Origin of the sequence: Streptomyces sp. NPDC006610 (genome assembly GCF_040611575.1) — a bacterium.
Lineage (GTDB): Bacteria > Actinomycetota > Actinomycetes > Streptomycetales > Streptomycetaceae > Streptomyces.
In genome coordinates, this window is sequence record NZ_JBEXOP010000024.1 from 73,412 (window position 1) to 96,311 (window position 22,900).

At 73.3% G+C, this 22,900-nt stretch carries 22 protein-coding genes; 13 read left to right on the forward strand and 9 right to left on the reverse strand.

The window, feature by feature from the left end; all coding sequences use genetic code 11:
• Positions 1-23: 23 nt before the first annotated feature.
• Entirely contained in the window at positions 24-203 is a 180-nt protein-coding gene (locus ABZY13_RS20380) for a hypothetical protein (RefSeq protein ID WP_356632626.1), read from the reverse strand.
• 142 nt (positions 204-345) lie between these two features.
• Positions 346-615 (reverse strand): hypothetical protein, encoded by a 270-nt coding sequence (locus ABZY13_RS20385; protein WP_356632628.1) that lies wholly within the window; start codon positions 613-615, stop codon positions 346-348.
• 227 nt (positions 616-842) lie between these two features.
• On the opposite strand from ABZY13_RS20385, the gene ABZY13_RS20390 reads away from it, so the two are divergent.
• Positions 843-1,526 carry a helix-turn-helix transcriptional regulator gene (locus tag ABZY13_RS20390; RefSeq protein WP_356632630.1) on the forward strand — a complete coding sequence of 228 codons (684 nt, stop codon included), beginning with the start codon at positions 843-845 and terminating at the stop codon, positions 1,524-1,526.
• On the opposite strand, the gene ABZY13_RS20395 is transcribed toward ABZY13_RS20390, so the two are convergent.
• Positions 1,512-1,916 carry a VOC family protein gene (locus ABZY13_RS20395; RefSeq protein ID WP_356632633.1) on the reverse strand — a complete coding sequence of 135 codons (405 nt, stop codon included), beginning with the start codon at positions 1,914-1,916 and terminating at the stop codon, positions 1,512-1,514. The genes ABZY13_RS20390 and ABZY13_RS20395 overlap by 15 nt on opposite strands.
• A gap of 356 nt (positions 1,917-2,272) precedes the next feature.
• On the opposite strand from ABZY13_RS20395, the gene ABZY13_RS20400 reads away from it, so the two are divergent.
• The 6 genes from ABZY13_RS20400 to ABZY13_RS20425 all read left to right on the forward strand — a co-directional run bounded on the left by ABZY13_RS20400 (position 2,273) and on the right by ABZY13_RS20425 (position 7,881).
• Complete coding sequence (locus ABZY13_RS20400; protein ID WP_356632635.1) at positions 2,273-2,578, forward strand: hypothetical protein; 306 nt, start codon at positions 2,273-2,275, stop codon at positions 2,576-2,578.
• A 163-nt stretch (positions 2,579-2,741) separates the two neighbouring features.
• Positions 2,742-3,017, forward strand: a complete 276-nt coding sequence (locus tag ABZY13_RS20405) for a hypothetical protein (protein ID WP_356632637.1) — start codon at positions 2,742-2,744, stop codon at positions 3,015-3,017.
• A gap of 66 nt (positions 3,018-3,083) precedes the next feature.
• Positions 3,084-4,691: a hypothetical protein gene (locus ABZY13_RS20410; RefSeq protein ID WP_356632639.1), complete on the forward strand. Its 1,608-nt coding sequence runs from the start codon at positions 3,084-3,086 to the stop codon at positions 4,689-4,691.
• A complete protein-coding gene (mmuM, locus tag ABZY13_RS20415) occupies positions 4,688-5,635 on the forward strand; it encodes a homocysteine S-methyltransferase (RefSeq protein ID WP_356632641.1) in 948 nt (315 codons plus the stop codon). Before ABZY13_RS20410 ends, mmuM begins: the two co-directional genes overlap by 4 nt.
• Before the next feature lie 84 nt (positions 5,636-5,719).
• Positions 5,720-6,733 carry a hydroxyacid dehydrogenase gene (locus ABZY13_RS20420; protein WP_356632643.1) on the forward strand — a complete coding sequence of 338 codons (1,014 nt, stop codon included), beginning with the start codon at positions 5,720-5,722 and terminating at the stop codon, positions 6,731-6,733.
• 101 nt (positions 6,734-6,834) lie between these two features.
• Positions 6,835-7,881, forward strand: a complete 1,047-nt coding sequence (locus ABZY13_RS20425; RefSeq protein ID WP_356632645.1) for a LacI family DNA-binding transcriptional regulator — start codon at positions 6,835-6,837, stop codon at positions 7,879-7,881.
• An 18-nt stretch (positions 7,882-7,899) separates the two neighbouring features.
• On the opposite strand, the gene ABZY13_RS20430 is transcribed toward ABZY13_RS20425, so the two are convergent.
• Both ABZY13_RS20430 and ABZY13_RS20435 read right to left on the reverse strand, forming a co-directional pair.
• Entirely contained in the window at positions 7,900-8,544 is a 645-nt protein-coding gene (locus ABZY13_RS20430) for a ThuA domain-containing protein (RefSeq protein ID WP_356632647.1), read from the reverse strand.
• Positions 8,545-8,637: 93 nt separating this feature from the next.
• The gene (locus ABZY13_RS20435) at positions 8,638-9,261 is read right to left on the reverse strand and encodes a hypothetical protein (protein ID WP_356632649.1); all 624 of its coding nucleotides are present in this window, start codon (positions 9,259-9,261) and stop codon (positions 8,638-8,640) included.
• Positions 9,262-9,322: 61 nt separating this feature from the next.
• Here ABZY13_RS20435 and ABZY13_RS20440 point away from each other — a divergent pair, with 61 nt between their 5' ends.
• On the forward strand, positions 9,323-9,955 hold the full coding sequence (locus ABZY13_RS20440) for a VOC family protein (protein WP_356632651.1): 633 nt from the start codon (positions 9,323-9,325) through the stop codon (positions 9,953-9,955).
• A gap of 45 nt (positions 9,956-10,000) precedes the next feature.
• Here ABZY13_RS20440 and ABZY13_RS20445 read toward each other — a convergent pair whose 3' ends face one another.
• Both ABZY13_RS20445 and ABZY13_RS20450 read right to left on the reverse strand, forming a co-directional pair.
• Positions 10,001-11,077 carry an NADH:flavin oxidoreductase/NADH oxidase gene (locus ABZY13_RS20445; protein ID WP_356632653.1) on the reverse strand — a complete coding sequence of 359 codons (1,077 nt, stop codon included), beginning with the start codon at positions 11,075-11,077 and terminating at the stop codon, positions 10,001-10,003.
• Positions 11,078-11,238: 161 nt separating this feature from the next.
• A complete protein-coding gene (locus tag ABZY13_RS20450; RefSeq protein ID WP_356632655.1) occupies positions 11,239-12,189 on the reverse strand; it encodes a TIGR01777 family oxidoreductase in 951 nt (316 codons plus the stop codon).
• Between the two features lie 650 nt (positions 12,190-12,839).
• On the opposite strand from ABZY13_RS20450, the gene ABZY13_RS20455 reads away from it, so the two are divergent.
• The 3 genes from ABZY13_RS20455 (at position 12,840) to ABZY13_RS20465 (ending at position 17,655) form a co-directional block, all read left to right on the forward strand.
• Positions 12,840-14,249 carry an RICIN domain-containing protein gene (locus ABZY13_RS20455; protein WP_356632657.1) on the forward strand — a complete coding sequence of 470 codons (1,410 nt, stop codon included), beginning with the start codon at positions 12,840-12,842 and terminating at the stop codon, positions 14,247-14,249.
• A gap of 130 nt (positions 14,250-14,379) precedes the next feature.
• A complete protein-coding gene (locus ABZY13_RS20460; RefSeq protein ID WP_356632659.1) occupies positions 14,380-15,450 on the forward strand; it encodes a rhamnogalacturonan acetylesterase in 1,071 nt (356 codons plus the stop codon).
• A gap of 495 nt (positions 15,451-15,945) precedes the next feature.
• Positions 15,946-17,655, forward strand: coding sequence for a DUF2264 domain-containing protein (locus ABZY13_RS20465; RefSeq protein ID WP_356632661.1), 1,710 nt, complete (start codon positions 15,946-15,948; stop codon positions 17,653-17,655).
• On the opposite strand, the gene ABZY13_RS20470 is transcribed toward ABZY13_RS20465, so the two are convergent.
• Together ABZY13_RS20470 and ABZY13_RS20475 are read right to left on the reverse strand one after the other, a co-directional pair.
• On the reverse strand, positions 17,642-18,562 hold the full coding sequence (locus ABZY13_RS20470) for an RNA polymerase sigma-70 factor (RefSeq protein WP_356632663.1): 921 nt from the start codon (positions 18,560-18,562) through the stop codon (positions 17,642-17,644). The genes ABZY13_RS20465 and ABZY13_RS20470 overlap by 14 nt on opposite strands.
• A 64-nt stretch (positions 18,563-18,626) precedes the next feature.
• Positions 18,627-19,802, reverse strand: a complete 1,176-nt coding sequence (locus tag ABZY13_RS20475; protein ID WP_356632665.1) for an FAD-dependent oxidoreductase — start codon at positions 19,800-19,802, stop codon at positions 18,627-18,629.
• An 819-nt stretch (positions 19,803-20,621) separates the two neighbouring features.
• On the opposite strand from ABZY13_RS20475, the gene ABZY13_RS20480 reads away from it, so the two are divergent.
• Entirely contained in the window at positions 20,622-22,340 is a 1,719-nt protein-coding gene (locus ABZY13_RS20480) for a PHP domain-containing protein (RefSeq protein WP_356632667.1), read from the forward strand.
• Positions 22,337-22,849: a hypothetical protein gene (locus ABZY13_RS20485; RefSeq protein ID WP_356632669.1), complete on the forward strand. Its 513-nt coding sequence runs from the start codon at positions 22,337-22,339 to the stop codon at positions 22,847-22,849. The genes ABZY13_RS20480 and ABZY13_RS20485 overlap by 4 nt, the downstream gene beginning before the upstream one ends.
• The last annotated feature ends 51 nt before the right edge of the window (positions 22,850-22,900 follow it).

The window sequence follows — 22,900 nt, forward strand, 5'->3', positions numbered from 1 at the left end:
GCCGCGCGGCTCATCCCTGCGGGTCAGGACCCCTCGCGGTCCCGCTCCTCGTAGTCCTCGGGCCTGACGCCGGCGTCCTGCAGGGCCTCCCTGATGGTCGACCCCTCACCACCGGCGCGCTCGTCGTCGGCGCCCGGCGCGGCCTCGCGGATCACCTCGTCGGTCGTGTCGGTCTTCCGGCGGCTCTCCTCGGGAACGGTCACCGGCTTCTCCCTCCTCGTCGTGCAGGTTCGTACGCGGCACGAGTTCCCCACGGTCCCCCACCGTCACACCCCGCCCCTCGCACCACAGATCGCCGTCCGGCCCCGGTGTCCCGGCCCCGCCCCGTCGGCACCCCAGCCGGCCCTACCGCCCCGCCCGGGTGCCACGGCGCAGCGGGCCCACCGTCCGCGCGGTCACGGCGATGGCGAGCAGCGCGCAGGCCGCCCCGCTGTACGCCCACCCCTGTGTGCCGCGCACCGCGCCGACGACGCTCCACGCCGCCCACAGCGCGAGCACCGCGCACAGCGCCGTCAGGGCGATGTCGGTGACGCGCGCGCGCAACTGGGCGCGCTGACGCGTGCCCGGTTCCAGATCGCCGAGTTCCCGGCCGCCGTGCCCCTGGCGTACTCCCATGGCTGGTGTCCCTTCGCGTCTGTGTCCGGTCGGTCTGCGGGCCGGTCTGCGGGGCTCGGCCGCCTCGTACGCCGCCCCGCCCGCTCTCTTCGGCTGTCTCGAGCCTCCGTGGGGTTCGTCCCGGCAGACCGGAAGACTTCCCGGTTACCCCGGGTGAAGGCCGCCAAGCGAAGGGTGGGACGGTTCACGCCGTACGGCTCGCCGCCACCCGTCGTAACCTGGGCCGCATGTACGCGGAACGGGCCTCGCGGCTGGCCGGGGCGGTGGTGTGGACGCACACACCTGCCGGGCCCGGCGCCGGGCGGGTCCTGCCCGACGGCTGCATGGACCTGCTGTGGCACGACGGCCGGCTGCTGGTCGCCGGCCCGGACACGCGTGCGTACCTCACCGACGGCGCGGCCGGCCCCTGGGCGGGCGTCCGCTTCCACCCGGGCACGGCGCCCGGCCTGCTCGGCGTCCCGGCACACGCCCTGCGCGACCGCCGGGTGGAACTGGCCGACCTGTGGCCGGCCGCGCGGGTGCGGCGGCTGACGGACCGGGTGAACGCCGCCGCCGACCCCGCCGCGGGCCTGGACGCCCTCGCCGTGGACCTGGCGACCGAGTCCGGGCCGCCCGACCCCCTGCTGCGGCAGGTCGTCGCCGCCCTCGACGCGGGCCGCCCGGTCGCCGCGACCGCCGACCGACTCGGCCTGAGCGCACGGCAGTTGCACCGCCGCGCGCTGCACGCCTTCGGCTACGGCCCCAAGACCCTGGCCCGTGTGCTGCGTCTGCAGCGGGCCCTCGCCCTCGCCCGCTCCGGCGCTCCCCACGCCGACACGGCGGCCCGGTGCGGCTACGCCGACCAGGCCCATCTGGCGCGCGAGGTCCGGCAGTTGGCGGGCGTCACGCTGGGCGAGCTACTGCGGGGCTGACGGCAGCGGGGCGAACAGGTCGACGCCGTTGCCGTCGGGGTCGTGCAGGACGGCGTACCGCTGCCCCCAGAACGCGTCCCACGGCTTCAGCTCGCCGTGGTGCCCCGCGCCCACCATCTCCTCGTACACCGCGTCGACCTCCGCGGGCCCCGCGCAGCGCAGCGCGATCGCGGACCGGGAGCCGGCGTCCGGGGGCCGCCAGCCGGGGTGGAAGGAGCGGACGGTGTCCTCGGTGTCCAGCAGCAGCCGGCCCCCGCCGGGCAGCGCCGCCTCCGCGTGCGGCTGGTCCTCGGACCCTTCCGGGAAGGCGAACCCGAGACGGCGGTAGAAGGCGACGGAGGCGGCCATGTCGGAGACCACCAGACCGATGGCGTCGAAACGTGGAGTCATGCCGTCACGGTAGGAAGGGCGGGCGGCGGGCGTCTTGAAGGAATCGGACGGTGATCTCCTGCCCAGAGCTGGACATCTGTCCCATTGCGCCGTGATGTCCGCACTCTTGCGGTTTTGCTGCGCGCACATTGCTGACCTGCGGCTTTTGCCTGACAGTGACGTTTCTGTTCCGTTATCACACCCCTGGGGTGCGCGCGGACGACTGCACCCATTTGCCCGGAACATTGCCGGAAAGCGTGATGCTCCGTTTCCGGCGGGCAGCCCCCGCGGTTACCTGTGTGTCCACACCGTGATGGACACCGGCTCGGTCGGGGTTGCGAGCCGGGAGTGCAGGAAACAGAAAGGAAAAATCTCACATGTCGAAGATCAGCTTCGAGGAGCTCGACGTTCTCGCCGGCGAGATGCTGCCCGAGCGTGCCGTGCTGTCCACCGTCGTTCCCTTCAACAACTGGGGTGGCGGCGGCTCCGAGGGCGGCTCCTCGTCGTCTGCTGCTGCCGTCGCCGGTGGTGGTCACGGCGGTGACCAGAACGGCATCAGCAGCTCGGCCTGCCACGTCCAGGAGACGGACGGCACGCCGGGTCTGCTGGGCTCGCTGGGCCTGGGCTCCAACAACCCGAGCCAGAGCATGACCTGCATGCCGAGCCAGGTCGCGGTGTTCTAGTCGTACACCCCCTGTCTGCGGCTGGGGATGGCGTTTCCGCCACCACGGAAATCGCCATCCCCGGCCGTTCGGGTTTCCGCGTCCCGACCGTGAGTGCCGGCAGGAAACGAACGGCACGTAACGGGCGCAGAGCCGGTATGAGGGTAACCCGAGGAAGGAAGCCATGGACGAGATCGGTTACCACGAACTCAATGTGCTCGCTGGGGAGTTCCTTCCGCCGCGGAACATGCTGTCGCTGATCACGATCGACAACAGCTCCACGACGTATCACTACGACTTCCCGCAGGGCGGCAACGGCGACGGCAACTCGACGGTCGCCTTCGCCTGCCAGGCCGAGCGTACGCACGGCACCCCCGGCCTGCTGGGCTCGCTGGGACTCGGTTCCAACAACCCGAGTTCGAGCGTGACCTGCGTGCCGGCCGCGGTCACCACCAGCTGACCGCTCCACCGCGACGAGGGGCCCGGCAGGGTGTGCCGGGCCCCGTCGTCTCACCGGGAGATCCGCATGCCTTCCCCTTCTGTCCGGGAGAACCTGCCGGCCCTCGCCGACGGCACCGAACTCGTCGGCGAGTACGCGGGCTCGGGCTACCGCAAGCCCCCGCACATGGTCCAGCGCCGCGACGGCCAGGTCATCCACCTCCCCGACCTGCTCTACCGCACGGTCAAGGAACTCCACCGCCACAGCGGCACCGTGGACACCGCCGAGGCGCTCCTCGGACGGGTCGCCGAGGCCATGTCCAAGGCCACCGGACGGGGTTTCGCCGCCGAGCACATCGCCTACCTGCTGGACGAGAAGCTCGCCCCGCTCGGCATCACCACCCGCAGCGACGGCACCGCACCCGTGGTCACCAAGTCGGAGCACGCGGTGCTCGGCCTGCGCACCCGTGCCGCCCTCGTCTCCGAGCAGACGACCTGGGTGATCGCCGGGCTGTTCGCCTGGCTGTTCCATCCCGCCGCCGTGATCCCCGTGCTCGCCGCGCTGCTGGCCGCCGAGACCTGGCTGTTCACCACCCAGGACACCGGCGGCGCGATGATCGGCGTGATGGCCGAGCCCGTCGGCGTCCTGGTCACCGTCGGACTCACCCTGCTGTCCGCCGCCTTCCACGAGATCGGCCACGCCTCCGCCTGCCGCTACGGCAAGGTGCGCCCCGGCGCGATGGGCTGCGGCATCTACGTCGTCTGGCCCGCCTTCTACACCGACGTCACCAACTCCTACCGGCTCGGCCGGGCCGGACGGCTGCGCACCGACCTCGGCGGCGTCTACTTCAACGGCCTGTTCATCCTCGGCCTCACCGCCGTCTACGCGCAGCATCCGACGCCGGTCCTGCTCGCCGCGATCCTGCTGATCAACCTGGAAGTGGTGCAGCAGCTGCTGCCGACGCTCCGGTTCGACGGGTACTACATCATGTCGGACCTGGTCGGCATCCCCGACCTGTTCAAGTACATCGGCCCCATCCTGCGGCACAAGATCCTGCGCCGCCCCCCGGAGCCGAGGCTGCGTGAGCTGAAACCGTGGCCGCAGACCGTCGTCACCCTCTGGGTGCTGCTCGTCCTGCCCGCGCTCGTGCTCCAGCTGGGCGTCGTGGTGCTGCGGCTGCCGGACATGCTCGTGCAGGCCTGGGACACGGCCGGCGGGCTGATCGGCTCCGCGGCCTCACCGCTCGGCATCGCCGCGTCCGTCCTGCAGATGCTCTTCCTGCTGCTGCCGATCATCGGCGTCGGGCTGGTGCTGTGGTCGCTGGTGCGGACCGTGGTGCGGCTGGCCGCCAACAAGATGCACACCGCGGGCGGCCTGCCGACGCCGTCCGCGGTGCTGTGGGGCGCGCTGCACATGCTGCTCGCCCTGACCGTGGCCTATCTGCTGTGGATGATGAGCAGGATCAGCGTGCGCCGCGCCGAGGCCGAGGGCGCCGCCGCACCCCGGCCCGTCATCGCCTGCGAGTTCCGCCCCTTCGAGGGCGGCCGGGGGCGGGCGGGCACCCCCATCGGGGCGACCACCTTCGGCTACGGCTCCAATCCCGCCGGCGACTCCGGATCCGCGACCGCGGACGGGCCGGCGGCGCAGGGCACGCCCGTGAAGCTGACGCCGAGGAGCACTAGCGTCGTGCCATGACCGGTACGACCTTCGCCGGCGCCCTCGCCGCCGGCGCCCCCCTCGTCCTCGACGGCGGCATGTCCAACCAACTGGAGTCCGCCGGGCACGACCTGAGCGACGCCCTGTGGTCGGCGCGGCTGCTCGCCGAGCGGCCCGAGGCGGTCGCCGAGGCACATCTCGCCTACTTCCGCGCCGGGGCGGACGTCGCGATCACCGCGAGCTACCAGGCCACGTTCGAAGGGTTCGCCCGGCGCGGCATCGACCGGCGGCGGGCCGCAGAACTCATGCGGCTCAGCGTCGACTTGGCGCGCGAGGCCGCCGGCCGGGCGCACGCCGAGGGGATCGGCCGCCCGCTGTGGACGGCCGCCTCCGCCGGACCCTACGGCGCCATGCTCGCGGACGGCTCCGAGTACCGCGGCCGCTACGGCCTCACCGTGGACGAACTGGAGCGCTTCCACCGGCCCCGGCTGGAGGTGCTCGCCTCCGCCGGGCCGGACGTGCTGGCGCTGGAGACGGTTCCGGACACCGACGAGGCGAGGGCCCTGCTGCGGGCGGTGCGCGGGCTCGGCACGCCGGCCTGGCTGTCGTACACCATCGCGGGCGACCGCACCCGTGCCGGGCAGCCGCTGGAGGAGGCGTTCGCCCTGGCCGCCGGCGCCGACGACGTGATCGCGGTCGGCGTCAACTGCTGCGCGCCCCAGGACGCGGAGCGGGCCGTGCGCATCGCCGCGCGGGTCGGCGGCGGCAAGCCGGTCGTCGTCTACCCCAACAGCGGGGAGAGATGGGACGCCGGCGCCCGGGCCTGGGACGGGGCCGGGACCTTCACGCCCGCCCTGGTCGAGTGCTGGCGCGCCGCCGGGGCTCGGCTGATCGGCGGGTGCTGCCGGGTGGGCCCCGAAACCATCGCGACGGTACGGCGATTGACCGGCGGTCCGCGGCGAACCTACGGTGAAGGCGCGTAGAAAACGCTTGTGCGCCGCTTGTCCACCGCTCGCGCACGCCTGCACATCGCCTGCCCATCGCTTCCGCACGGTCAGAGGAGAGCAATGCCCAGTGCGCCGCCGCCCAGAGCCGTCTTCGCGATGGACCCGGTCCATCTGCCGGGGCTCTTCCCCGAGCGTCTCATGGCACGGCTGCGGCGGACGGCCGAGATCGACCCCGGCGTCGTGGTCCAGGACGTCGCCGACCCGGCCGCCGCGGACACGCTGGCCGGGGCGGAGGTGCTGATCACCGGCTGGGGCTGCCCGCGCCTGGACGACGGCGTGCTGGCCGCGGCGCCGGCGCTGCGTGCGGTCCTGCACGCCGCCGGGTCCGTGCGCCACCTGGCCGGCGAGGCGGTCTGGCAGCGGGGGATCGCCGTGTCCAGCGCGGTCGAGGCCAACGCGCTGCCGGTCGCCGAGTACACCCTCGGGATGATCCTGCTCGCCGGGAAGGACGTCTTCGCCCACCGCGAGCGCTACCGCGCCACGCACGCTCTCCCGGTCCCCGCCGAGTCCGCCGCGACCGGCAACTTCGGCCGGCGGGTCGGTGTCGTCGGCGCCTCGCGCGTCGGCCGCCGGCTCCTCGAACTGCTGCGGCCGCACGACTTCGAGGTCCTGCTGCACGACCCGTACGTGGACGCCGCCGGGGCCGCCGCGCTCGGCGCCCGGCCGGTGTCCCTGGAGGACCTGCTGCGGCAGAGCGACATCGTCACCCTGCACGCCCCCGCCCTCCCCGGGACGCGCCACCTGCTCGACCGCGCGCGGCTCGCGCTGGTCCGGGACGGCGGCGTCGTCGTCAACACCTCGCGGGGCGCGCTCATCGACCAGCCGGCCCTCACCGACGAACTGGTCTCCGGGCGGCTGAGCGCGATCCTCGACGTCACCGACCCCGAGCCGCTGCCCGCCGGCTCGCCGCTCTACGGCCTCCCCAACGTCTTCCTCACCCCGCACGTCGCGGGCTCGCTCGGCAACGAGCTGGAGCGGCTCGGCCGCACGGTCGTGGAGGAACTGGAGCGGCTGGCCGCGGGCCTGCCGCTCGCCCACGAGGTGCGGCACGCGGACCTGGTCCGGGTCGCCTGAGTCTTCACGTCCACCGGCCGTCCGCCTACTGTAGAAAACCGCTGTCGACAGGAAGCGCTTTCTACGGGCCCTCGGGCGGGCCGGAGGGGTGGTGTGGTCCGATGGGCCGTACGGCTAACGCGGGGCTGACGGCCGGGCCGACGCTCGCGGTGGTGGCACGGGAGGCCGGCGTGTCCGTGCCGACCGCGTCCAAGGTGGTCAACGGCCGCCAGGACGTGGCCCCGGAGACGCGACGCCGGGTCACCGAGGCGCTGGACCGGCTCGGTTACGTCCGCAGGCCCCGGTTCGACACCGCGCGCACTCCGGCGCTGGTGGACCTGGTGCTGCACTCCCTGGACAGCGCCTCGTCGGGCGCGGTGCTGCGGGGCGTGGAGGAGGAGGCGTACGAGGCCGGTCTCGACGTCGTCGTGTCGGCCGTCGGCGATCGGGGGCGGGCCGGGCTGCCGCGGCGGGGCTGGCTGGACAGGCTGACCGCGCGCGGCTCGGCGGGGGTGCTGTTCGGCCCGGCCGAGCGGGCGGAGTCGCAGTACGCGTGGCTGACGCAGCAGCAGATCCCGTTCGTGCTGATCGACCCGGTCCAGGAACCGCCGCCCGGCGTGATCTCGGTGGGCACGGCCGACTGGCAGGGCGGGGTGAGCGCGACGGAGCATCTGATCGGCCTGGGCCACGAGCGCATCGCGGTGATCACCGGGCGGCGGCGCTCGGTGTGCGGCGGCGCGCGGCTGGCGGGCTACCGTTCGGCGCTGGCCTCGGCGGGCCTGGAGGAGCGTCCCGAGTACGTCGTGAACGGCGGCTTCGACGAGGCGACGGCCCGGCAGCGCATGCGCGCGCTCCTCGATCTGGCCGCGCCGCCGACCGCCGTGTTCGTCTGCTCGGACGCGATGGCGCCGGGCGTGTACGAGGCCGTGGCCGAGCGGGGCCTGCGCATCCCGGACGACGTCAGCGTGGTCGGCTTCGACGACCTGCCCGAGGCCCGCTGGGCGACCCCGGCGCTGACGACGGTCCGCCGGCCGCTGGGCGAGATGGCGGCGACGGCCCTGCGGCTGCTGGTCCGCATGATGGACGGCCACTGCCCGGAGAGCACGCGCACCGAGCTGTCGACCCGTGTGGTGGAACGGGCGAGCACGGCGCCGCCGCCGTCGCGGTAGGGGCGCCGCCGCCGCACGTCAGGCGCCCGTCGCCCAGGTGATGCCGCCCAGCAGGTGGGCCCGGAAGGCGGGGTCGGCGTAGGCCGCGGGGGCGTGGCCGAGGGCGGTGTAGAAGACGCGGCCGGCGCCCTGTTCGCGGCACCAGACCAGGGGGTGGTCCTCGCCCATGCCGCCGCCCTCGTACGAGGACTCGTCGGCGGACGCCAGGACGTGCACGCTGCCGCGCGGGCTGGCGTCGAAGTCGTACCACTCGTCGGTGAACTCCCAGACGGGCGGCAGATGGCGGGTCGCCGGGTGGTCGCGGTCCTCGATCACGGCCCGGCCCGGCTGGTACGCGGGGTGACGGGTGAAGCGGGCGCCGAGCAGGTCGCGGTAGTACGGCCAGCCGTACTCGGTGTCGGCCGCCGCGTGCACGCCGGCGAAGCCGCCGCCGGACTCGACGTAGGTCGCGAGCCGCTGCCGGCCGGCGTCGGTCAGGACGTCGCCGCTGGTGGAGAGGAAGACCACGGCCGCGTAGCCGTCGAGCGGGCCCTCCAGGGCGGTCGGGTCCTCGCTGTGCTCGACGTGGAACGCGCCGAGCCCGCGCAGGGCGGCCACGCCGTCGGGGATGGAGTCGTGGCGGTAGCCGGTGGTACGGGTGAAGACGAGAAGTCGGGGTGCCATGGCTCCCGACCTTAGATCCTCCGGCCCCAGCCTCAGCCGCCGGCCGCCCGGCCCCTCCGCTCGGCTGCCGATGCCCCGGCCCCGGTCCCTGCCTCAGCCGCCGACGCCCGGCTCGTTGTCCGGGGCGCCGTCGCCCACCGTGGGGAGGTCGCCGCGTTCGACCGGGCTGCCGTCGAAGTCGGGGGCGTCGGAGAAGAGTTCGTCGAGTTCGGCGGGGGAGGGGCGGCGGGCGCCGAGGGCGGCCTCGCGCAGGACGTCGCGGGGGACGTCGGGGCCGCCGGTGACGTGGACGACGTGTCCGTCCTTCGGCACGGCGTACTCGCGCCGGTCGCCCGTGGCGCGGTACCAGGCGTCGCCGTCGCGCGTGCACCGGGTCGTGCCGGACGTGCCGGCCACGGGCTGTTCGGCGCAGTCGGCGTCCGTCAAGGCGCCTCGGTCGACGCGCAGGTGGAGTTGTCCGCCGGTGCCCTGAGAGACGTAGTGGGCGGAGAAGCCGTCGTCGCCGGAGACGCCCACGGACTGTTCGGCGACGTCGAAGCCGTCCGCCTCGATCACGTAGACGTGCTCGGGCGCGATGCCCATCGGGTCGGCGCGGGCGGCGATCTCGGCGGGGCCGGCCGGGTCCGCCGTCTCGCTGCCGCAGCCGGCGAGCAGCAGGGGCGCGGCGAGCAGCAGCAGCGGCGGCGGCAGCAGGCGGCGCAGGGAAAGACGCGTCATGCGGCCATCCTGTCGCACAGCTGTTCCACAGTGGGCGGCGCAGTGCGTAGCCTCGGCGGGGATGGACACGATTCCCGCACATCTCGACCACCTCGTCCTCGCGACCCCCGACCTGGCGGCCACGGTCGCCGACTTCACCCGCCGTACGGGAGTGCGGCCGGCCCTCGGGGGCACGCACGTCGGGCTGGGCACGCGCAACCATCTGGTCGGGCTGGGCGGGACGGCCTACCTGGAGATCATCGGCCCGGACCCGGAGCAGACCGACCCGGAGGGTCCGCGCCCGTTCGGCGTGGGCCTGCTGCCCGCGCCGCGCACCGTGACCTGGGCGATCAGCCCGCCCGACCTCGACGCGGCGGTGGCGGCGGCGCGGGCGCGGGGCTACGACCCCGGGGACGCGGAGCCGATGAGCCGGCGCACCCCGGACGGCGCCCTGCTGCGGTGGCGGCTGACGAACGGCGGCGCGGCGCACCCCTCGGGCCTGGTGCCGTTCCTCATCGACTGGGGTTCCTCGCCCCACCCCACCGACTCCGGCCTGCCGGTCACGCCGCTGCTGTCGGTGTCCGCGACCGCCCCCGACCCCGACGGCATCCGCCCGCTGCTGGCCGCCCTGGACACCGAACTCGCCCTGGCGCGCGGCCCGGTGGGCATGAGCTTCACGGTGGACACGCCACGGGGGCCGGTGACGTTCGACTGAGGCGGAGGGGCGGGGCGTCGCCGGCGAGGGGCCGGTGCGCCCGGCTCAGGGGCGCCAGCCGTACTGCGGGGGAATCCGTACCTCGGCGCCGAGTTCGCGGGCGGCACGCCGGGCCCACGTGGGCTCGCGCAGCAGCTGACGGCCGATCAGGATCGCGTCCGCGTCGCCGGCGGCGAGGATCTTCTCCGCGTGCCCAGGGTCGGTGATGTCGCCGACAGCCGCCACCGGCATGTCCGTCTCGCGCCGGATGCGGGCGGCGAACGGCACCTGGTAGCCGGGGCCGACGGGGATGGCGACGCCGGCCGCGTTGCCGCCGGTGGAGACGTCCATCAGGTCCACGCCGTGCTCGGTGAGGACGCGGGCGAGGGCGACGGACTCGTCGGGGGTCCAGCCGTTCCCGTCCAGCCACTCGGTCGCCGACAGCCGGAAGAACAGCGGGAGTTCGTCCGGCCAGACCTCGCGCACGGCGTCCACGATCTCCACGGCGAGGCGGATGCGGTTGTCGAAGCCGCCGCCGTAGGCGTCGGTGCGGCGGTTGCTGTGCGGGGAGAGGAAGTTGCCGATCAGGTAGCCGTGGGCGCCGTGGATCTCGATCACCTGGAAGCCGGCGGCGAGGGCGAGGCGTGCGGAGGCGCGCCACTGGGCGACGATGCCGCGGATCTCCTCGACGGTCAGTTCGTGCGGGACCTTCAGCCCCGGGTACGGCTCCGGGCTCGGGCCGACGGGCTGCCAGCCGTGCTCCTCCGGGCCGACCGGGACGTCGCCCTTCCACGGCTGGCTGGTCGACGCCTTCCGCCCGGCGTGGCCGAGCTGGATGCCCGGGACGGTGCCCTGGCTCTTGAGGAAGTCGGTGATCCGGCGCAGGCCGCCCGCCTGGGTCTCGTTCCACAGGCCGAGGTCGTGGGGGGAGATCCGGCCCTCCGGGGACACCCCGGTCGCCTCCACGATGATCAGCCCGGTGCCGCCCGCCGCCCGGGCGCCGTAGTGCTGGAAGTGCCAGTCCGTGGCCACGCCCCGGGCGAGCCCGTCGGGGGCGGCCGAGTACTGGCACATCGGGGGCATCCACACGCGGTTCGGGAAGGTCACCGACCGCAGGGTGTACGGCTGGAAAAGGGCACTCACGCTCACAGGTCACTCCGATGGTGCGTCGACACACGTCCGGTACGCGGACGTCGGACAGCCAGGTAGTAGCGTATCGAAGATAACCGCTTCCGCAATAGACGGCGTGTGCAAATACTGCAGACGCTTGGTTCTGTCCCGGCCTGTCGGCTGCGCCGTCGCCTCTATGGGCGCGATCGGCCCCGGCGGCGGCGCGCCAGGTCGACGGCGGCCTCCGGCCAGTGCGGGTGGGCGAAGTCGAAGCCGGCGTCGAGCAGTCGGCCGGGGTCCACCCGTCGGCTCTTGAGCAGGAGTTCCGTGTCCGAGCGGAGCGCGAAGGCGCCCAGCTCGGCCATCCAGCGCGTCGCGGGCAGACCCACGGGCATGCTCCAGGCCCTGCGCAGGTCACGCATGAAGACGCGTTGCGGAACCGGATGGGGGGCCGCCAGGTTCACCGGGCCGGCGAGGTCGTCCCGGCTGATCAGAAACTCGACCGCGCGAACGAAGTCGTGGTCGTGAATCCATGACACGTACTGCGCACCGCCTGCGACGGGCCCGCCCAGGCCGACTCGGGCCAGCCACGACATGACGTCGAAGACGCCGCCCCGGTCGGGGCTCATCACCATTGCGGTGCGCAGGGCCACCTTGCGGGTGTGCGGAGTGGCGGCCCGTTCCTGCTCCTGCTCCCAAGCCTTGGCGATGTCGACGCTGTAGGACCAGTAGCCCGGTACGCCGGGTTCCGTTCCGCCGATCAGGCCGGTGGTCTCGTCGTTGGGGGCGTCGAAGCGATGGGCGTAAAGGGTGGCGGTGCTCATCTGGAGCCAGACCCGCGGAGGGCGCGCGGCGGCACCGATCACCTCGCCCACGATCCGGGTGGACAGCACCCGCGAGTCCATCATGGCTTGGAGATTGGCGCGGGTGTAGCGACAGCTCACACTGCGGCCGGCCAGGTTGATCACGACGTCGCTGCCCTCGACTGCGTCGACCCAGGGCCCCGGGGTCCTGCCGTCCCAGTACACCTCGTCCGGCGCTCCCGGCCGTCTGGTCAGCACCACGACCTCGTGCCCGGCCGCGCTCAGCGCGCGGTTCAGCACCGTGCCCACTTGCCCGGTGCCCCCGGGGATCACGATCTTCATCAGCACTGCCCTCCTTGTGCGGCCAACCTATCCCAGATTTGAACATGTTCAAATCTGGCTGCAGCAGCAGGGGGCAGGTCGGTTCGGATGGCCGCCCTTCCCGGGGCACGGGGCTCTGCCGGGGAGGGCGGCGTCAGAAGGGGGCCGGCGCCACGCACGGTACGCCGGGCCCGCGGTGCTGCCCCTCTCTGCAGGGCTTCCGTCGGCCGGTGTCCCGTGTCACCCGCTTCGGTGGCAGGGGCGCCGGCCTGTCGCGTGCCTGGGGTGCGCGTGACCTGCCGCACCCTGCGGCAATGGGCGGCGTGTGCGAATGGCCGGCGACGCCTCGCTTCCTTCCGAACCGTTGACCTCCTCGTTCCACGCCCATACCTTTTCGGCGTTCGGGATGGCAGGTCCTGTCCGAAATTTCGAATCATCCTCCTGTGCCGCATCGCACCGCATCGCACCGCGCCTGCCGCAGGCGGCACGCGACGCGGCACAGGCGTCCTCGCGCACCACGCCCCGTCCGCACCAGCGGACCGACGGCGCACCGCTGCACGACCCTGCACGCCCTGCACGACCCCAACCGCCACCCCGTGGCCCCCGCCCGGCCGGACATCACGCCCGCGGCCCGGCGTCCCGGTGGCCGACACGGGAGAAGGGAACGCTCGATGACCCGTGCCCGCGCAGTACTGTTCGCCCTCGCCCTCTGCCTGACCGGAGTGCTGGCCACGGCCGGCCCCGCGAGTGCCGCGCCCCAGACCGTGCCCAACGGCGTCCAGTTCACGACGACTTCGGGAAGCCCGGTGCACGCCCACGGTGGCGGCGTCCTCAAGGTCGGCGCGTACTACTACTGGTTCGGCGAGCACCGCAACGCCGACAACACCTTCCGCTCGGTCGACGCCTACCGCTCGACGGACCTGAGGAACTGGGAGTTCCGCAACCGCGTCCTGACCCAGTCCAGCCACTCCGAGCTGGCGGTCGCCAACATCGAGCGGCCGAAGGTCATGTACAACGCGTCCACCGGCAAGTTCGTGATGTGGATGCACAAGGAGAACGGCTCCGACTACGGCGAGGCGCGTGCCGCGGTCGCCGTCTCCGACACGGTCGACGGCGCCTACGCCTGGCGGGGCAGCTTCCGCCCGCTCGGCCACATGTCGCGGGACATCACGGTCTTCACCGACGCCGACGGCGCCGGATACATGGTCTCCGCCGCCCGCGAGAACTACGACCTGCACATCTACCGGCTCACCGCCGACTACACCGGCGTCGCGAGCCTGGTCGCCAACCCGTGGCCGGGCGGACACCGCGAGGCGCCCGCGTTGTTCAAGCGGGGCGGCGTCTACTTCATGCTGACGTCGGGTGCGACCGGCTGGAGCCCCAACCAGCAGCGCTACGCCACCGCCACCAGCCTCGGAGGGCCGTGGAGCGCCATGACGAACGTCGGCGACTCCACGGCCTACGGCTCCCAGACGACGTATGTCCTACCCGTGCAGGGGAGTTCAGGAACGTCCTACCTTTACCTGGGCGACCGCTGGGGCAACTCCTTCGGCGGGACCGTCAACGACTCCCGCTACGTGTGGCTGCCGTTGACCTTCCCGACGTCCACCAGCATGTCGATGTCCTGGACTCCCGAGGTGACGATCGACACCGCCGCCGGGACCGTGACCGGGGTCTCGGCGACGTACAGCACGCTGACCGCACGGCACTCCGGCAAGTGCGCCGACGTGACGAGCCAGTCGCTGTGGGCGGGCGCGCAGATCAAGCAGTACGCCTGCAACGGCGGCGCCAACCAGAGGTTCTGGTTCAAGCCCCTCGCCGGCGGCTACCACCAACTGGTCGCGCGGGGCAGTTCGCTGTGCGTGCGGGAGAACGCCGGCACCGTCACGCAGGAGAACTGCGACGCCTCCGCCGCCGACCAGCAGTGGCAGCTCACGACTTCGGGGTCGTACGTCACCGTGCGCTCCCGCGCCACCGGCGAATGCCTCGACGTGAACGGCGGATCCACCGCGGACTCCGCCGCGGTCATCACCCACGCCTGCAACGGAGGAACCAACCAGCAGTGGGCACGGGGGAGTTGATCGCGCGATCTGTGGGATCCGCGGGAGTCGATCCGCGGAGACTGATCCGGCCCGCAGTCTAGAAAGCGCTTGCCCCCGCGCGGTACGGTCCACCGCGCCAGGTCATGCCGTCGGGCCCGAGGAGCCGTGAATGACGTCCCGCACCAGACGCACCCACCGTCGCAGCGCTGTCGCCGTGCTGGTGGCGGCCACGCTGGGCAGCGCCCTGTCCGCCGTGCCCGCCCACGCCCGGCAGGAGCGCGTGACCCCGCTCGGCATCGAGAACTGCACGGCCACGGCCTGCGACTTCGACGTCCCGCCCGGCGTCTACGAGGTGCGCGTGCTGCTCGGCGGTGACGCCCCGTCCAGCACGGCCGTGCACGGCGAGGCGCGGCGCGCCCTGCTCCCCGAGACCGCCGTCCCGGCCGGGGAGCGGGTCGCCCGCAGCTTCACCGTGGACGTCCGCGTGCCCGAGGGCGAGCCGACCCAGGCGGACGGCGCCCCGGGACTCGACCTGGTCCTCGGCGGAGACGCCCCCGCGCTCGCCGCCATCAGCGTCACCCCCGCCCGGCACGCCCGGCAGATCCTCCTCGTCGGCGACTCCACCGTCTGCGACCAGGCCGTCGCCCCCTACGCCGGCTGGGGCCAGGAACTGCCGCAGTTCCTGCGCAAGGGCCTGTCCGTCGCCAACCACGCCGACTCCGGTGAGAGCACCGTCAGCTACCTCCAGGACCCGAGGCTCTGGGCGACCGTCGAACCCCGCATCCACCCCGGCGACCTGGTCCTCGTCCAACTCGCCCACAACGACAAGACCACCGACGGGCCCACCTACCGGGCCAACCTCGAAACGCTGGTCGACAGGATCAGCGCCCGCGGGGGCGAGCCCGTCCTCGTCACCCCCGTCGTGCGACGCTGGTTCAACGCCGACGGCACCCTGGACAACGGCACCGCGCTCCTGGTCAACGGCCTCGGCGTCGACCACCCGGCCGTCGTCCGCTCGGTCGCCGCCGAGCGGGGCGTCCCGTTGATCGACCTGACCGCGAAGACCAAGGCCCTGGTCGAGTCGCTCGGCCCGGAGGCGTCCAAGGCGCTGTATCTCCACAACGAGAAGCGTGACAACACCCACACGTCCGTCCACGGCGCGACCGTGTACGCCGGCCTGGTCCGCGACGAACTCGTCGTCCAGGGTCTGGTGCCGGAGGGCAAGGTCAGGGTGGGATGAGAACGCCTGGGGCGCCCCGACCGGAACCGGGGCGTCCCAGGTTCGCTTCGCTCGGCGTTCCGGCCGTCGCCCCGTTGAGCGAGCCCACGTTGCCGGCCTGAATCACCGGGCCGTGCTGCACGCCCCCGTTGATCGCACTGCGGACATCGGCCACTTGCCGATTCCCCCCGATCGGTCGCCAACTGCTTGCGCGACCCCCGAAGTTCGGCGGCGGCGGCCGGCTGGGCCGGCAAGGTACGCCGCACCGAGCACGCCACTGCGCCCCGACGTCCGAGGCGGTCCGCTCGTCGCCGGACTCCATCGCCGCCGCCACTTCTCCGCGACCGCATCGTCTCCTACCAGTCCACAATCTCCTGTGGGAGCGGCGTGCCGATATGGGCCGGCCGGTGGCGCGGTGCTTACGGGGGCGCGGTGGGTGGGATGAGTACGGCTGGGGCGTGCCGGGCGGAGGAGGGGCGCTCCGGGTCCGATTCGTTCGGCAGGAGCGAGGAAACGATGCAGTTGCCCGCGGACGACCGTGCGCACAGTCCGTACACCGGTTACACCCGCGCCCACTGGGAGGCGGCGGCCGACGCGCTGCTCGCCGCCGTGGAGCCCTACGCCACCGAGGACTTCGCCCTTTATCACCTTCCCGGCGACCGGGTCAGCTGGTCGGGGCGGCTCTCCGACGGGCTGGAGGGGTACGCCCGCACGCTGCTCCCGGCGGCCTTCCGGCGGGACGGGAAGGTTCTGGAGCGCTACGCCGCCGGGCTGGCCGCCGGTACGGCGGGTGTCTGGCCCCGTGTCACCGATCGCGGGCAGCCGATGGTGGAGGCCGCGTCCATCGCCCTGGCCCTGCGACTGACCCGGGATCTGCTCTGGGACCGACTGGACGACTCCGTGCGGCAACGGGCGGCGGACTGGCTCGCCGACACGCTGACCGCCGAACCCTGGCCCTGCAATTGGGAGTTGTTCCCCGTCACGGTCGGCGACTTTCTCGCCGAGGTCGGTTGCGCGACGCGGGCCTCCCGGGCGGCGGTGGAGCGCGGTCTCGCCCGCATCGAGGAGTGGTACGTCGGCGACGGCTGGTACTCCGACGGGGCGAACCGCGCCTTCGACTACTACAACGGCTGGGCGATGCACCTGTATCCGGTGCTCCACGCCTGGCTGGCGAAGGACGCCCGGCTGCTCGACCTCTACGGCGCCCGGCTGTCGGCCCATCTCGCCGACTACGCGCGGCTGTTCGGCGGCGACGGCGGCCCGGTGCGCCAGGGCCGCTCCCTCACCTACCGCTTCGCCACGACCGCCCCGCTGTGGCTGGGCGCGCTCACCGGCCACACCCCCCTCGCACCGGGCGAGACCCGGCGGCTGGCGTCCGGCGCGCTGCGCCACTTCCTGGAGCGGGGCGCGGTGGACGAGCGCGGCCTGCTCACCCTCGGCTGGCACGGCCCCGACGCCTCGGTGCTCCAGGGCTACTCGGGCCCGGCGTCGCCCTACTGGGCCGGCAAGGGTTTCCTGGGCCTGCTGCTGCCGCCCGACCACGCGGTGTGGACGGCCACGGAGGAACCCGCCCCGGTCGAGCGCGCCGACGCGGTGACGCCCGTCGGACCGCCCAACTGGCTGCTGCAGTCCACCCGTTCCGACGGCCTGGTCCGCCTGCACAACCACGGCAGCGAGGACGTCCGCTACGACCCGTTCTACACACGCCTCGCCTACTCGACGGCGACGTGGCCCTCGTCGTCGTACGACAACAGCGTGATCGTCGGCGGCGACGCGAGCCGGACCGGGATCGTGCCGCTGGGCGTGGGGGAGGGGTGGGCCGCCTCCCGGCACACCGTGGGCGACGGCGGCGTGCGGGTGACGAACCTCGTCGTCGCCGAGGGCGCGGTCGAGGTGCGGGCGCACCTGGTCGACGGGGCCGCCGCCGGGACGCGGGTGCGGGTCACCGGGTGGGAGGCGCCGGTGCGGGAAGGCGGACCGCGGGCGGAGGTCGCGCCCGTGGCCGGGTTGGACACCCGGCTGACCGGGACCGTCGGTGAGGCGCCGGGGCTGTTCGTCGTCCTGGCCCGGCTCACGGCGCAGGAGGACCCCGCCCCCCTCGGCGACCTGGTCTCGGTCGACGTGGAGGACGGGGTGCGGCTGGTGGTGCGGTGGAGCGGCGGCGGGCTTCGCCGGTTCCGGTTCGCGCCGTCGCGGGACGGGCTCTGGACCGTCAGCGCAGAGTGAGCGGCGTCTCCGACTCCACGTGGGACAGCTTGGCCGGGTCGCGGACGAAGTACAGGCCGCTGATCAGGGAGTCCTCCACACGGAGGGCGAGGACGCCGTCGATCTCGTCGTCGATCAGCATCAGCAGCGCCGGATTGCCGTTGACCATGGTCGGCACGATGCGGAGCCGGTCCGCGGCCTTGCCCGTCACGCCCATGACGTAACGGCTCACCTTCTCCGCTCCCGCCACCGGGTGCAGCGCCGCGAGCTTGACCCCGCCGCCGTCGCCGACGAGCACGACGTGCGGGGCGAGCACGTCGAGCACCCCTTGCAGGTCGCCCGTCTCCAACGCGCGCCGGAACGAGTCCAGCGCCGCCCGGGTCTGGGCCGGGGAGGCCGGCCGGCGCGGGCGGCGGGCGTCGACGTGCCGGCGGGCCCGGTGGGCGATCTGCCGGACGGCCGCCGGAGTCTTGTCCACGGCCGCCGCGATCTCGTCGTAGTCCAGGCCGAACGCCTCGCGCAGGACGAACACGGCCCGCTCCGTCGGCGACAGCGTCTCCAGCACGAGCATCAGCGCCATCGACACGTTCTCCGTCAGCTCCGCGTCCTGCGCCACGTCCGGCGCCGTCAGCATCGGCTCGGGCAGCCACGAGCCGACGTACGCCTCCCGCCGGCGGCGCACCGTGCGCAGCCGGTTGAGCGCCTGCCGGGTCGTGATCCGGACCAGATACGCCCGCCGGTCCCGCACCTGCTCCAGGTCGACCTCGACCCAGCGCAGCCAGGTCTCCTGAAGGACGTCCTCGGCGTCGGCCGCCGAGCCGAGCATCTCGTAGGCCACGGTGAACAGCAGATTGCGGTGGGCGACGAAGGCATCGGTCGCCGGGTCGGTGGTGCGGTCGTCGCTGTCGCTCACGTCTCGACTCCTCATCTCACGCCGCCGGTCCGGACGCCGGTGTCCCGCCGGGCGTCCGGACCGGCCGCCAACGCCGGGGCTAGGCCGTCCGTTCGGAGCCGGCCGTCGCCAGCTGCCGCCGTTTCTCGTTCTTGGCCCAGGTGTGCGAACCGGGCTTGCGCGCCTCTTCCACCATCTGCTTGACGGTCACCTTGCACACGAACTCCTTGAGCCGCGCCCCCGTCCAGCCGTCCAGGTAGAACCCCTTCGGGGTGTCGTCCTTGTGGGCGAACTGGAAGATGCCGGCCTTGCGGCCCAGGCTCAGGCACTGACCGGTGAAGCCGACGGTGATGGTGGCCGGCTCCTCGCCGGCGAGGCGGCTGAGCACCGTGTCGGCGGCCTGCGCGCCCAGCGGACCCGCGGCCTGGCAGCTCATCCGCAGCGGCCGGTCCGACGGCGCCGCGCAGTCCCCGGCCGCGAGGACGCGCTCGTCGTCCACGCTCGTCAGCGTCTCGTCCGTGCGCAGCCGGCCCACCGAGTCGGTGCTCAGCCCGCTGCGGGCGGCCAGGTCCGGCACGCTGAACCCGGCGGCCCAGATCGTCACCGCGCTCGCCACCTCACGCCCGTCGGCGAGCCGTACGGCCTCCCGCGACACCGCCGTCACCCTGGCGTCGGTGCCCTCGAGGACGGTCACCCCGAGGTCGGCCAGCCGGCCCGCCACCGCACTGCGGGCCTTCGGGTGCAGATAGGGGCCGAGCACCCCGCCGCAGACCAGCGTCACGGCACGGCCCTGCTCCGCCAGCTCGGCGGCGATCTCGATACCGCTCGGGCCCGCCCCCACGACCGTCACCGGGGCCGTCGGCGCCGCGGCGTCCAGCACCGGCCGCAGCCGGTCGGCCTCTTCCAGGGACGTCAGCGGACGGGCGAACTCGGCCGCCCCGGGCACCCGGTCCACCGAACTGCCGCTTCCGGCCGCGTAGATGAGATAGTCGTAGCGAAGCGTGCCGCCGCTCGCCAGCGTGACGGTGCGCCCCGCCCTGTCGATCCCGGTGACGGTGTCGACCACCAGCCGGACGTCCTCGCTCAGGACCTCCCGGTAGTCCACCGTCGCGTCGTGGGACCCGCCCACCCGCTGGTGCAGACGGATCCGCTCCACGAAGGCGGGGCGCGGGTTGACGAGCGTCACGGTCACGTCGTCGCGCTGCATCAGCCGGTTGGCGGCCGTCACGCCGGCGTATCCACCACCGATCACGACGACTTCGGTGTTCTCAGTCATGGTGCCTCCTGTTTTTCCAGGGGTTCGACCTCAAGACACCGGCTGTAGGCGGCTCGTGACAGGATGTGACGCAGCTCACTTTCCGCCGCTGCGGCTGCTCTCGAACCGTGTCGCTTCACTCATGATGCTCCTCGCGTGCGCTTCAGCAGGCTCCGGGACTCGTCCGGGCGGAGAGCCTGTGAGCGCAGTTTCGCATGGCGCGGTGGAGCGCACTGCTCGTCTTCTCCGGCTGCGCCCAGGACCTCCTCCGCCTTGTCCACGAGCTGGCGGGGAGGGCCTTGTGGACGGCGCCGAATGCCTTGAGGCCGGCGGTCATGGCCGGTACGGCTACGGGAACGACGTCAACGACGCCGTGACGCTCGCCGTCGGCGAGCCGGCCGGCAACGCCGTGCGGCACGGCGCGGTACGGGGGCGGACTTCCGCGTACGGCTGCGGGCGGCCGGGGACCTGTGGCGGGTGGAGGCGCCGGACGCCCGGGCCGAGCGGCCGGCGGCCCTGGCGGACTGCCCGCACGGCGAGGCGGGCGCGGGCTGCTGCTGGCGGCGGCGGAGAAGTGGGGAGCCGAGACCCGGCCGGGCGCGGCGCACAAGGTCGTACGGGCGCAGCCGCGGCTCACCGCGCCGATCAGCTGTGTCAACTGAGGCTCCATACAAGGCGGGTTGGGAAAACTGTGGACGATGTGACGAGCGGCCGTGTCGGCGCCGCCTGACGCTCACCCCTGAGTCGTTCATTTTTCATCTTCTGCCTTGATCCTCCTCACGCGACGCAGCAGCGTCACGGAGAGCGGCCGCGGTCGGCAGCGGCATCAGGAGGCACACCATGGGTCACAGCCACGGTCCCGGTCACGGGCACCATCACCACCACGGTCACGGTCACAGCCACGACCACGACCACGAGCAGAAGGCGCTGCCCGCCGCCTTCGACACCTCGGTGCCGGACGAGGCCCTGACCCCCGAGCAGCAGTCCCGCCGCTCGCTGCTGCGCCGCGCCGGCCTGCTGGGAGCGGGCCTGGCCGCGGGCGGCGTGCTCGCGGGCGCCGCGCCCGCCGCTGCCGCCCCCGCCGCGGGCGGCCGGCGCAGCAACGGCTTCCTGTGGCTGGCCGGCGACCACCACATCCACACCCAGTACAGCAGCGACGGCAAGTACCGGGTCGTGGACCAGGTCCGCCAGGGCGCGATGTACGGCATGGACTGGCTGGTCATCACCGACCACGGCAGCGCCACGCACGCCAGGATCGGCGTGGAGAAGGTCAACCCGGACATCCAGGAAGCGCGCGCCGCGTACGAGGACACGCTGGTCTTCCAGGGCCTGGAGTGGAACATCCCGGCCGCCGAGCACGGCACGGTGTTCGTGCACCCCGGCAAGAACGAGGTGTCGGTCCTCAAGCAGTTCGAGACGGACTACGACGGCAGCGTCAGGGGCGCCTCCGACTCGACGCCGGCCAACGAGGCCCTCGCCGTCGCCGGTCTGGCGTTCCTCGGCGAGCAGGTGCGCCGCCGGAAGGTCAAGGACGCGCTGATGCTCGCCAACCACCCGGCGCGCCGCGGCGTCGACTCCCCGCACGAGATCCGTGCCTGGCGCGACGCGACGCCCGCGAGCCACCAGATCGCCGTCGGCTTCGAGGGCGCGCCGGGCCACCAGGCCGCCGGCCTGCCCGCGCCGCTGGGCCCCGGCCGGGCGCGCGGCATCTACGACAACAACCCGAGCGCCAACTCCTTCGCCGGCTACCCGCCGGAGAGCTACCGCACCTGGGGCGGCTTCGACTGGATGACCGCCACGGTCGGCGGCCTGTGGGACAGCCTCCTCGCCGAGGGCAAGGCGTGGTGGATCACCGCCAACTCCGACTCCCACCAGGTCTACGCCGACACCGCGGTGCGCGGCCCCGGCGGCGACTTCAACGCCAACGGCCGGTACGAGGACCCGGTCTACGGCGGCAAGATCGACATCACGCAGGGCGACTACTGGCCCGGCTACTACAGCCGTACCCACGTCGGCGCCGACGGCTTCTCCTACGCCGCCGTCATGGACGGCATCCGCGCCGGCCGCATCTGGGTGGACCACGGCCAGCTGATCAGCGGCCTCGACGTGCGGGTCTCGGGCGGCAGCCGCTGGGCCACCCTCGGCGGCGCGCTGCACGTCAAGAAGGGCACGCACGTCAAGCTGACGGCCGACGTGGCGCTGGCCGGCGGGCCGAACTTCGCCGGGTTCCTGCCGTCGCTGGCCCGCGTCGACGTCATCCAGGGCGACGTCACCGGCCCGGTGTCCGACCCGGACACGTTCACCGCGCCGACGGCGAGGGTCGTCCAGTCGTACGAGGTCAACAAGGCGACCGGCACCGTCCGCCTCACCTTCGACCTCGGTCGCGTGGACCGTCCGGTGTACCTGCGGCTGCGCGGCACCGACGGCAACCGCAACGGCGTCGGCCCGAACGGGGCGGCCGTCGACCCCAACGGCCCGCTCCTCGACGTCGTCGGCGACGCCGACCCGTGGCGCGACCTGTGGTTCTACTCCAACCCGGTGTGGGTCCTGCCGTCGTGACCCGTTTCACCGTGACGGTCGACCCGGGGAACCTGAAGGACCTCGGGCCGGCCGACCACCTGCTGCGGACGCTGGCCGCGGAACTGGACCTGCCCGTCGACACGTTCGGCTGCACCCACCTGATCAGGGACGAACGCCCGCGGGTGGCGGTGTCGTTGTCGGCCGCCTCGGACGTGCTCGGGGCGGTGCGCGAGCAACTGGGGGACCGGGGCTACGAGGTGACGGACGGGGCTCCCGACGGGGCGGGCCGGGCGGTCCTGTTCCCGGGCGCGGGCGAGCTGACCGGCACCCTGACGATCGCGGAGATTCTGTCCCGCTCCGCCATCGACGCGGTGCAGGTGCTGGGCTCCCCGGCCCCGCCGCCCCCGGAGACCCGCCTCGCCACCCAGGACCACGTCAGGCCGCAGTGGCAGGCGGGCGAGCTGGTCCTGAAGGCGATGCCCGCGGTGGGCGGCGTCCTGGTGCCTTTCGAGTTCCCCTCCCCGACACCGTGCTGCGCGGACCACTGAGCGTCGGTGCACCGCCTGCTCTCGACGGACCCGCTTTGAGGTGCAGCGAGC

Excerpts from the sequence above, each read along its gene's own strand:
- ABZY13_RS20385 (WP_356632628.1), bottom strand. The coding sequence starts at position 615 with ATGGGAGTACGCCAGGGGCACGGCGGCCGGGAACTCGGCGATCTGGAA.
- ABZY13_RS20390 (WP_356632630.1), top strand. The coding sequence starts at position 843 with ATGTACGCGGAACGGGCCTCGCGGCTGGCCGGGGCGGTGGTGTGGACG.
- ABZY13_RS20395 (WP_356632633.1), bottom strand. The coding sequence starts at position 1,916 with ATGACTCCACGTTTCGACGCCATCGGTCTGGTGGTCTCCGACATGGCC.
- ABZY13_RS20400 (WP_356632635.1), top strand. The coding sequence starts at position 2,273 with ATGTCGAAGATCAGCTTCGAGGAGCTCGACGTTCTCGCCGGCGAGATG.
- ABZY13_RS20405 (WP_356632637.1), top strand. The coding sequence starts at position 2,742 with ATGGACGAGATCGGTTACCACGAACTCAATGTGCTCGCTGGGGAGTTC.
- ABZY13_RS20410 (WP_356632639.1), top strand. The coding sequence starts at position 3,084 with ATGCCTTCCCCTTCTGTCCGGGAGAACCTGCCGGCCCTCGCCGACGGC.
- mmuM (WP_356632641.1), top strand. The coding sequence starts at position 4,688 with ATGACCGGTACGACCTTCGCCGGCGCCCTCGCCGCCGGCGCCCCCCTC.
- ABZY13_RS20420 (WP_356632643.1), top strand. The coding sequence starts at position 5,720 with ATGCCCAGTGCGCCGCCGCCCAGAGCCGTCTTCGCGATGGACCCGGTC.
- ABZY13_RS20425 (WP_356632645.1), top strand. The coding sequence starts at position 6,835 with ATGGGCCGTACGGCTAACGCGGGGCTGACGGCCGGGCCGACGCTCGCG.
- ABZY13_RS20430 (WP_356632647.1), bottom strand. The coding sequence starts at position 8,544 with ATGGCACCCCGACTTCTCGTCTTCACCCGTACCACCGGCTACCGCCAC.
- ABZY13_RS20435 (WP_356632649.1), bottom strand. The coding sequence starts at position 9,261 with ATGACGCGTCTTTCCCTGCGCCGCCTGCTGCCGCCGCCGCTGCTGCTG.
- ABZY13_RS20440 (WP_356632651.1), top strand. The coding sequence starts at position 9,323 with ATGGACACGATTCCCGCACATCTCGACCACCTCGTCCTCGCGACCCCC.
- ABZY13_RS20450 (WP_356632655.1), bottom strand. The coding sequence starts at position 12,189 with ATGAAGATCGTGATCCCCGGGGGCACCGGGCAAGTGGGCACGGTGCTG.
- ABZY13_RS20455 (WP_356632657.1), top strand. The coding sequence starts at position 12,840 with ATGACCCGTGCCCGCGCAGTACTGTTCGCCCTCGCCCTCTGCCTGACC.
- ABZY13_RS20460 (WP_356632659.1), top strand. The coding sequence starts at position 14,380 with ATGACGTCCCGCACCAGACGCACCCACCGTCGCAGCGCTGTCGCCGTG.
- ABZY13_RS20465 (WP_356632661.1), top strand. The coding sequence starts at position 15,946 with ATGCAGTTGCCCGCGGACGACCGTGCGCACAGTCCGTACACCGGTTAC.
- ABZY13_RS20470 (WP_356632663.1), bottom strand. The coding sequence starts at position 18,562 with ATGAGGAGTCGAGACGTGAGCGACAGCGACGACCGCACCACCGACCCG.
- ABZY13_RS20475 (WP_356632665.1), bottom strand. The coding sequence starts at position 19,802 with ATGACTGAGAACACCGAAGTCGTCGTGATCGGTGGTGGATACGCCGGC.
- ABZY13_RS20480 (WP_356632667.1), top strand. The coding sequence starts at position 20,622 with ATGGGTCACAGCCACGGTCCCGGTCACGGGCACCATCACCACCACGGT.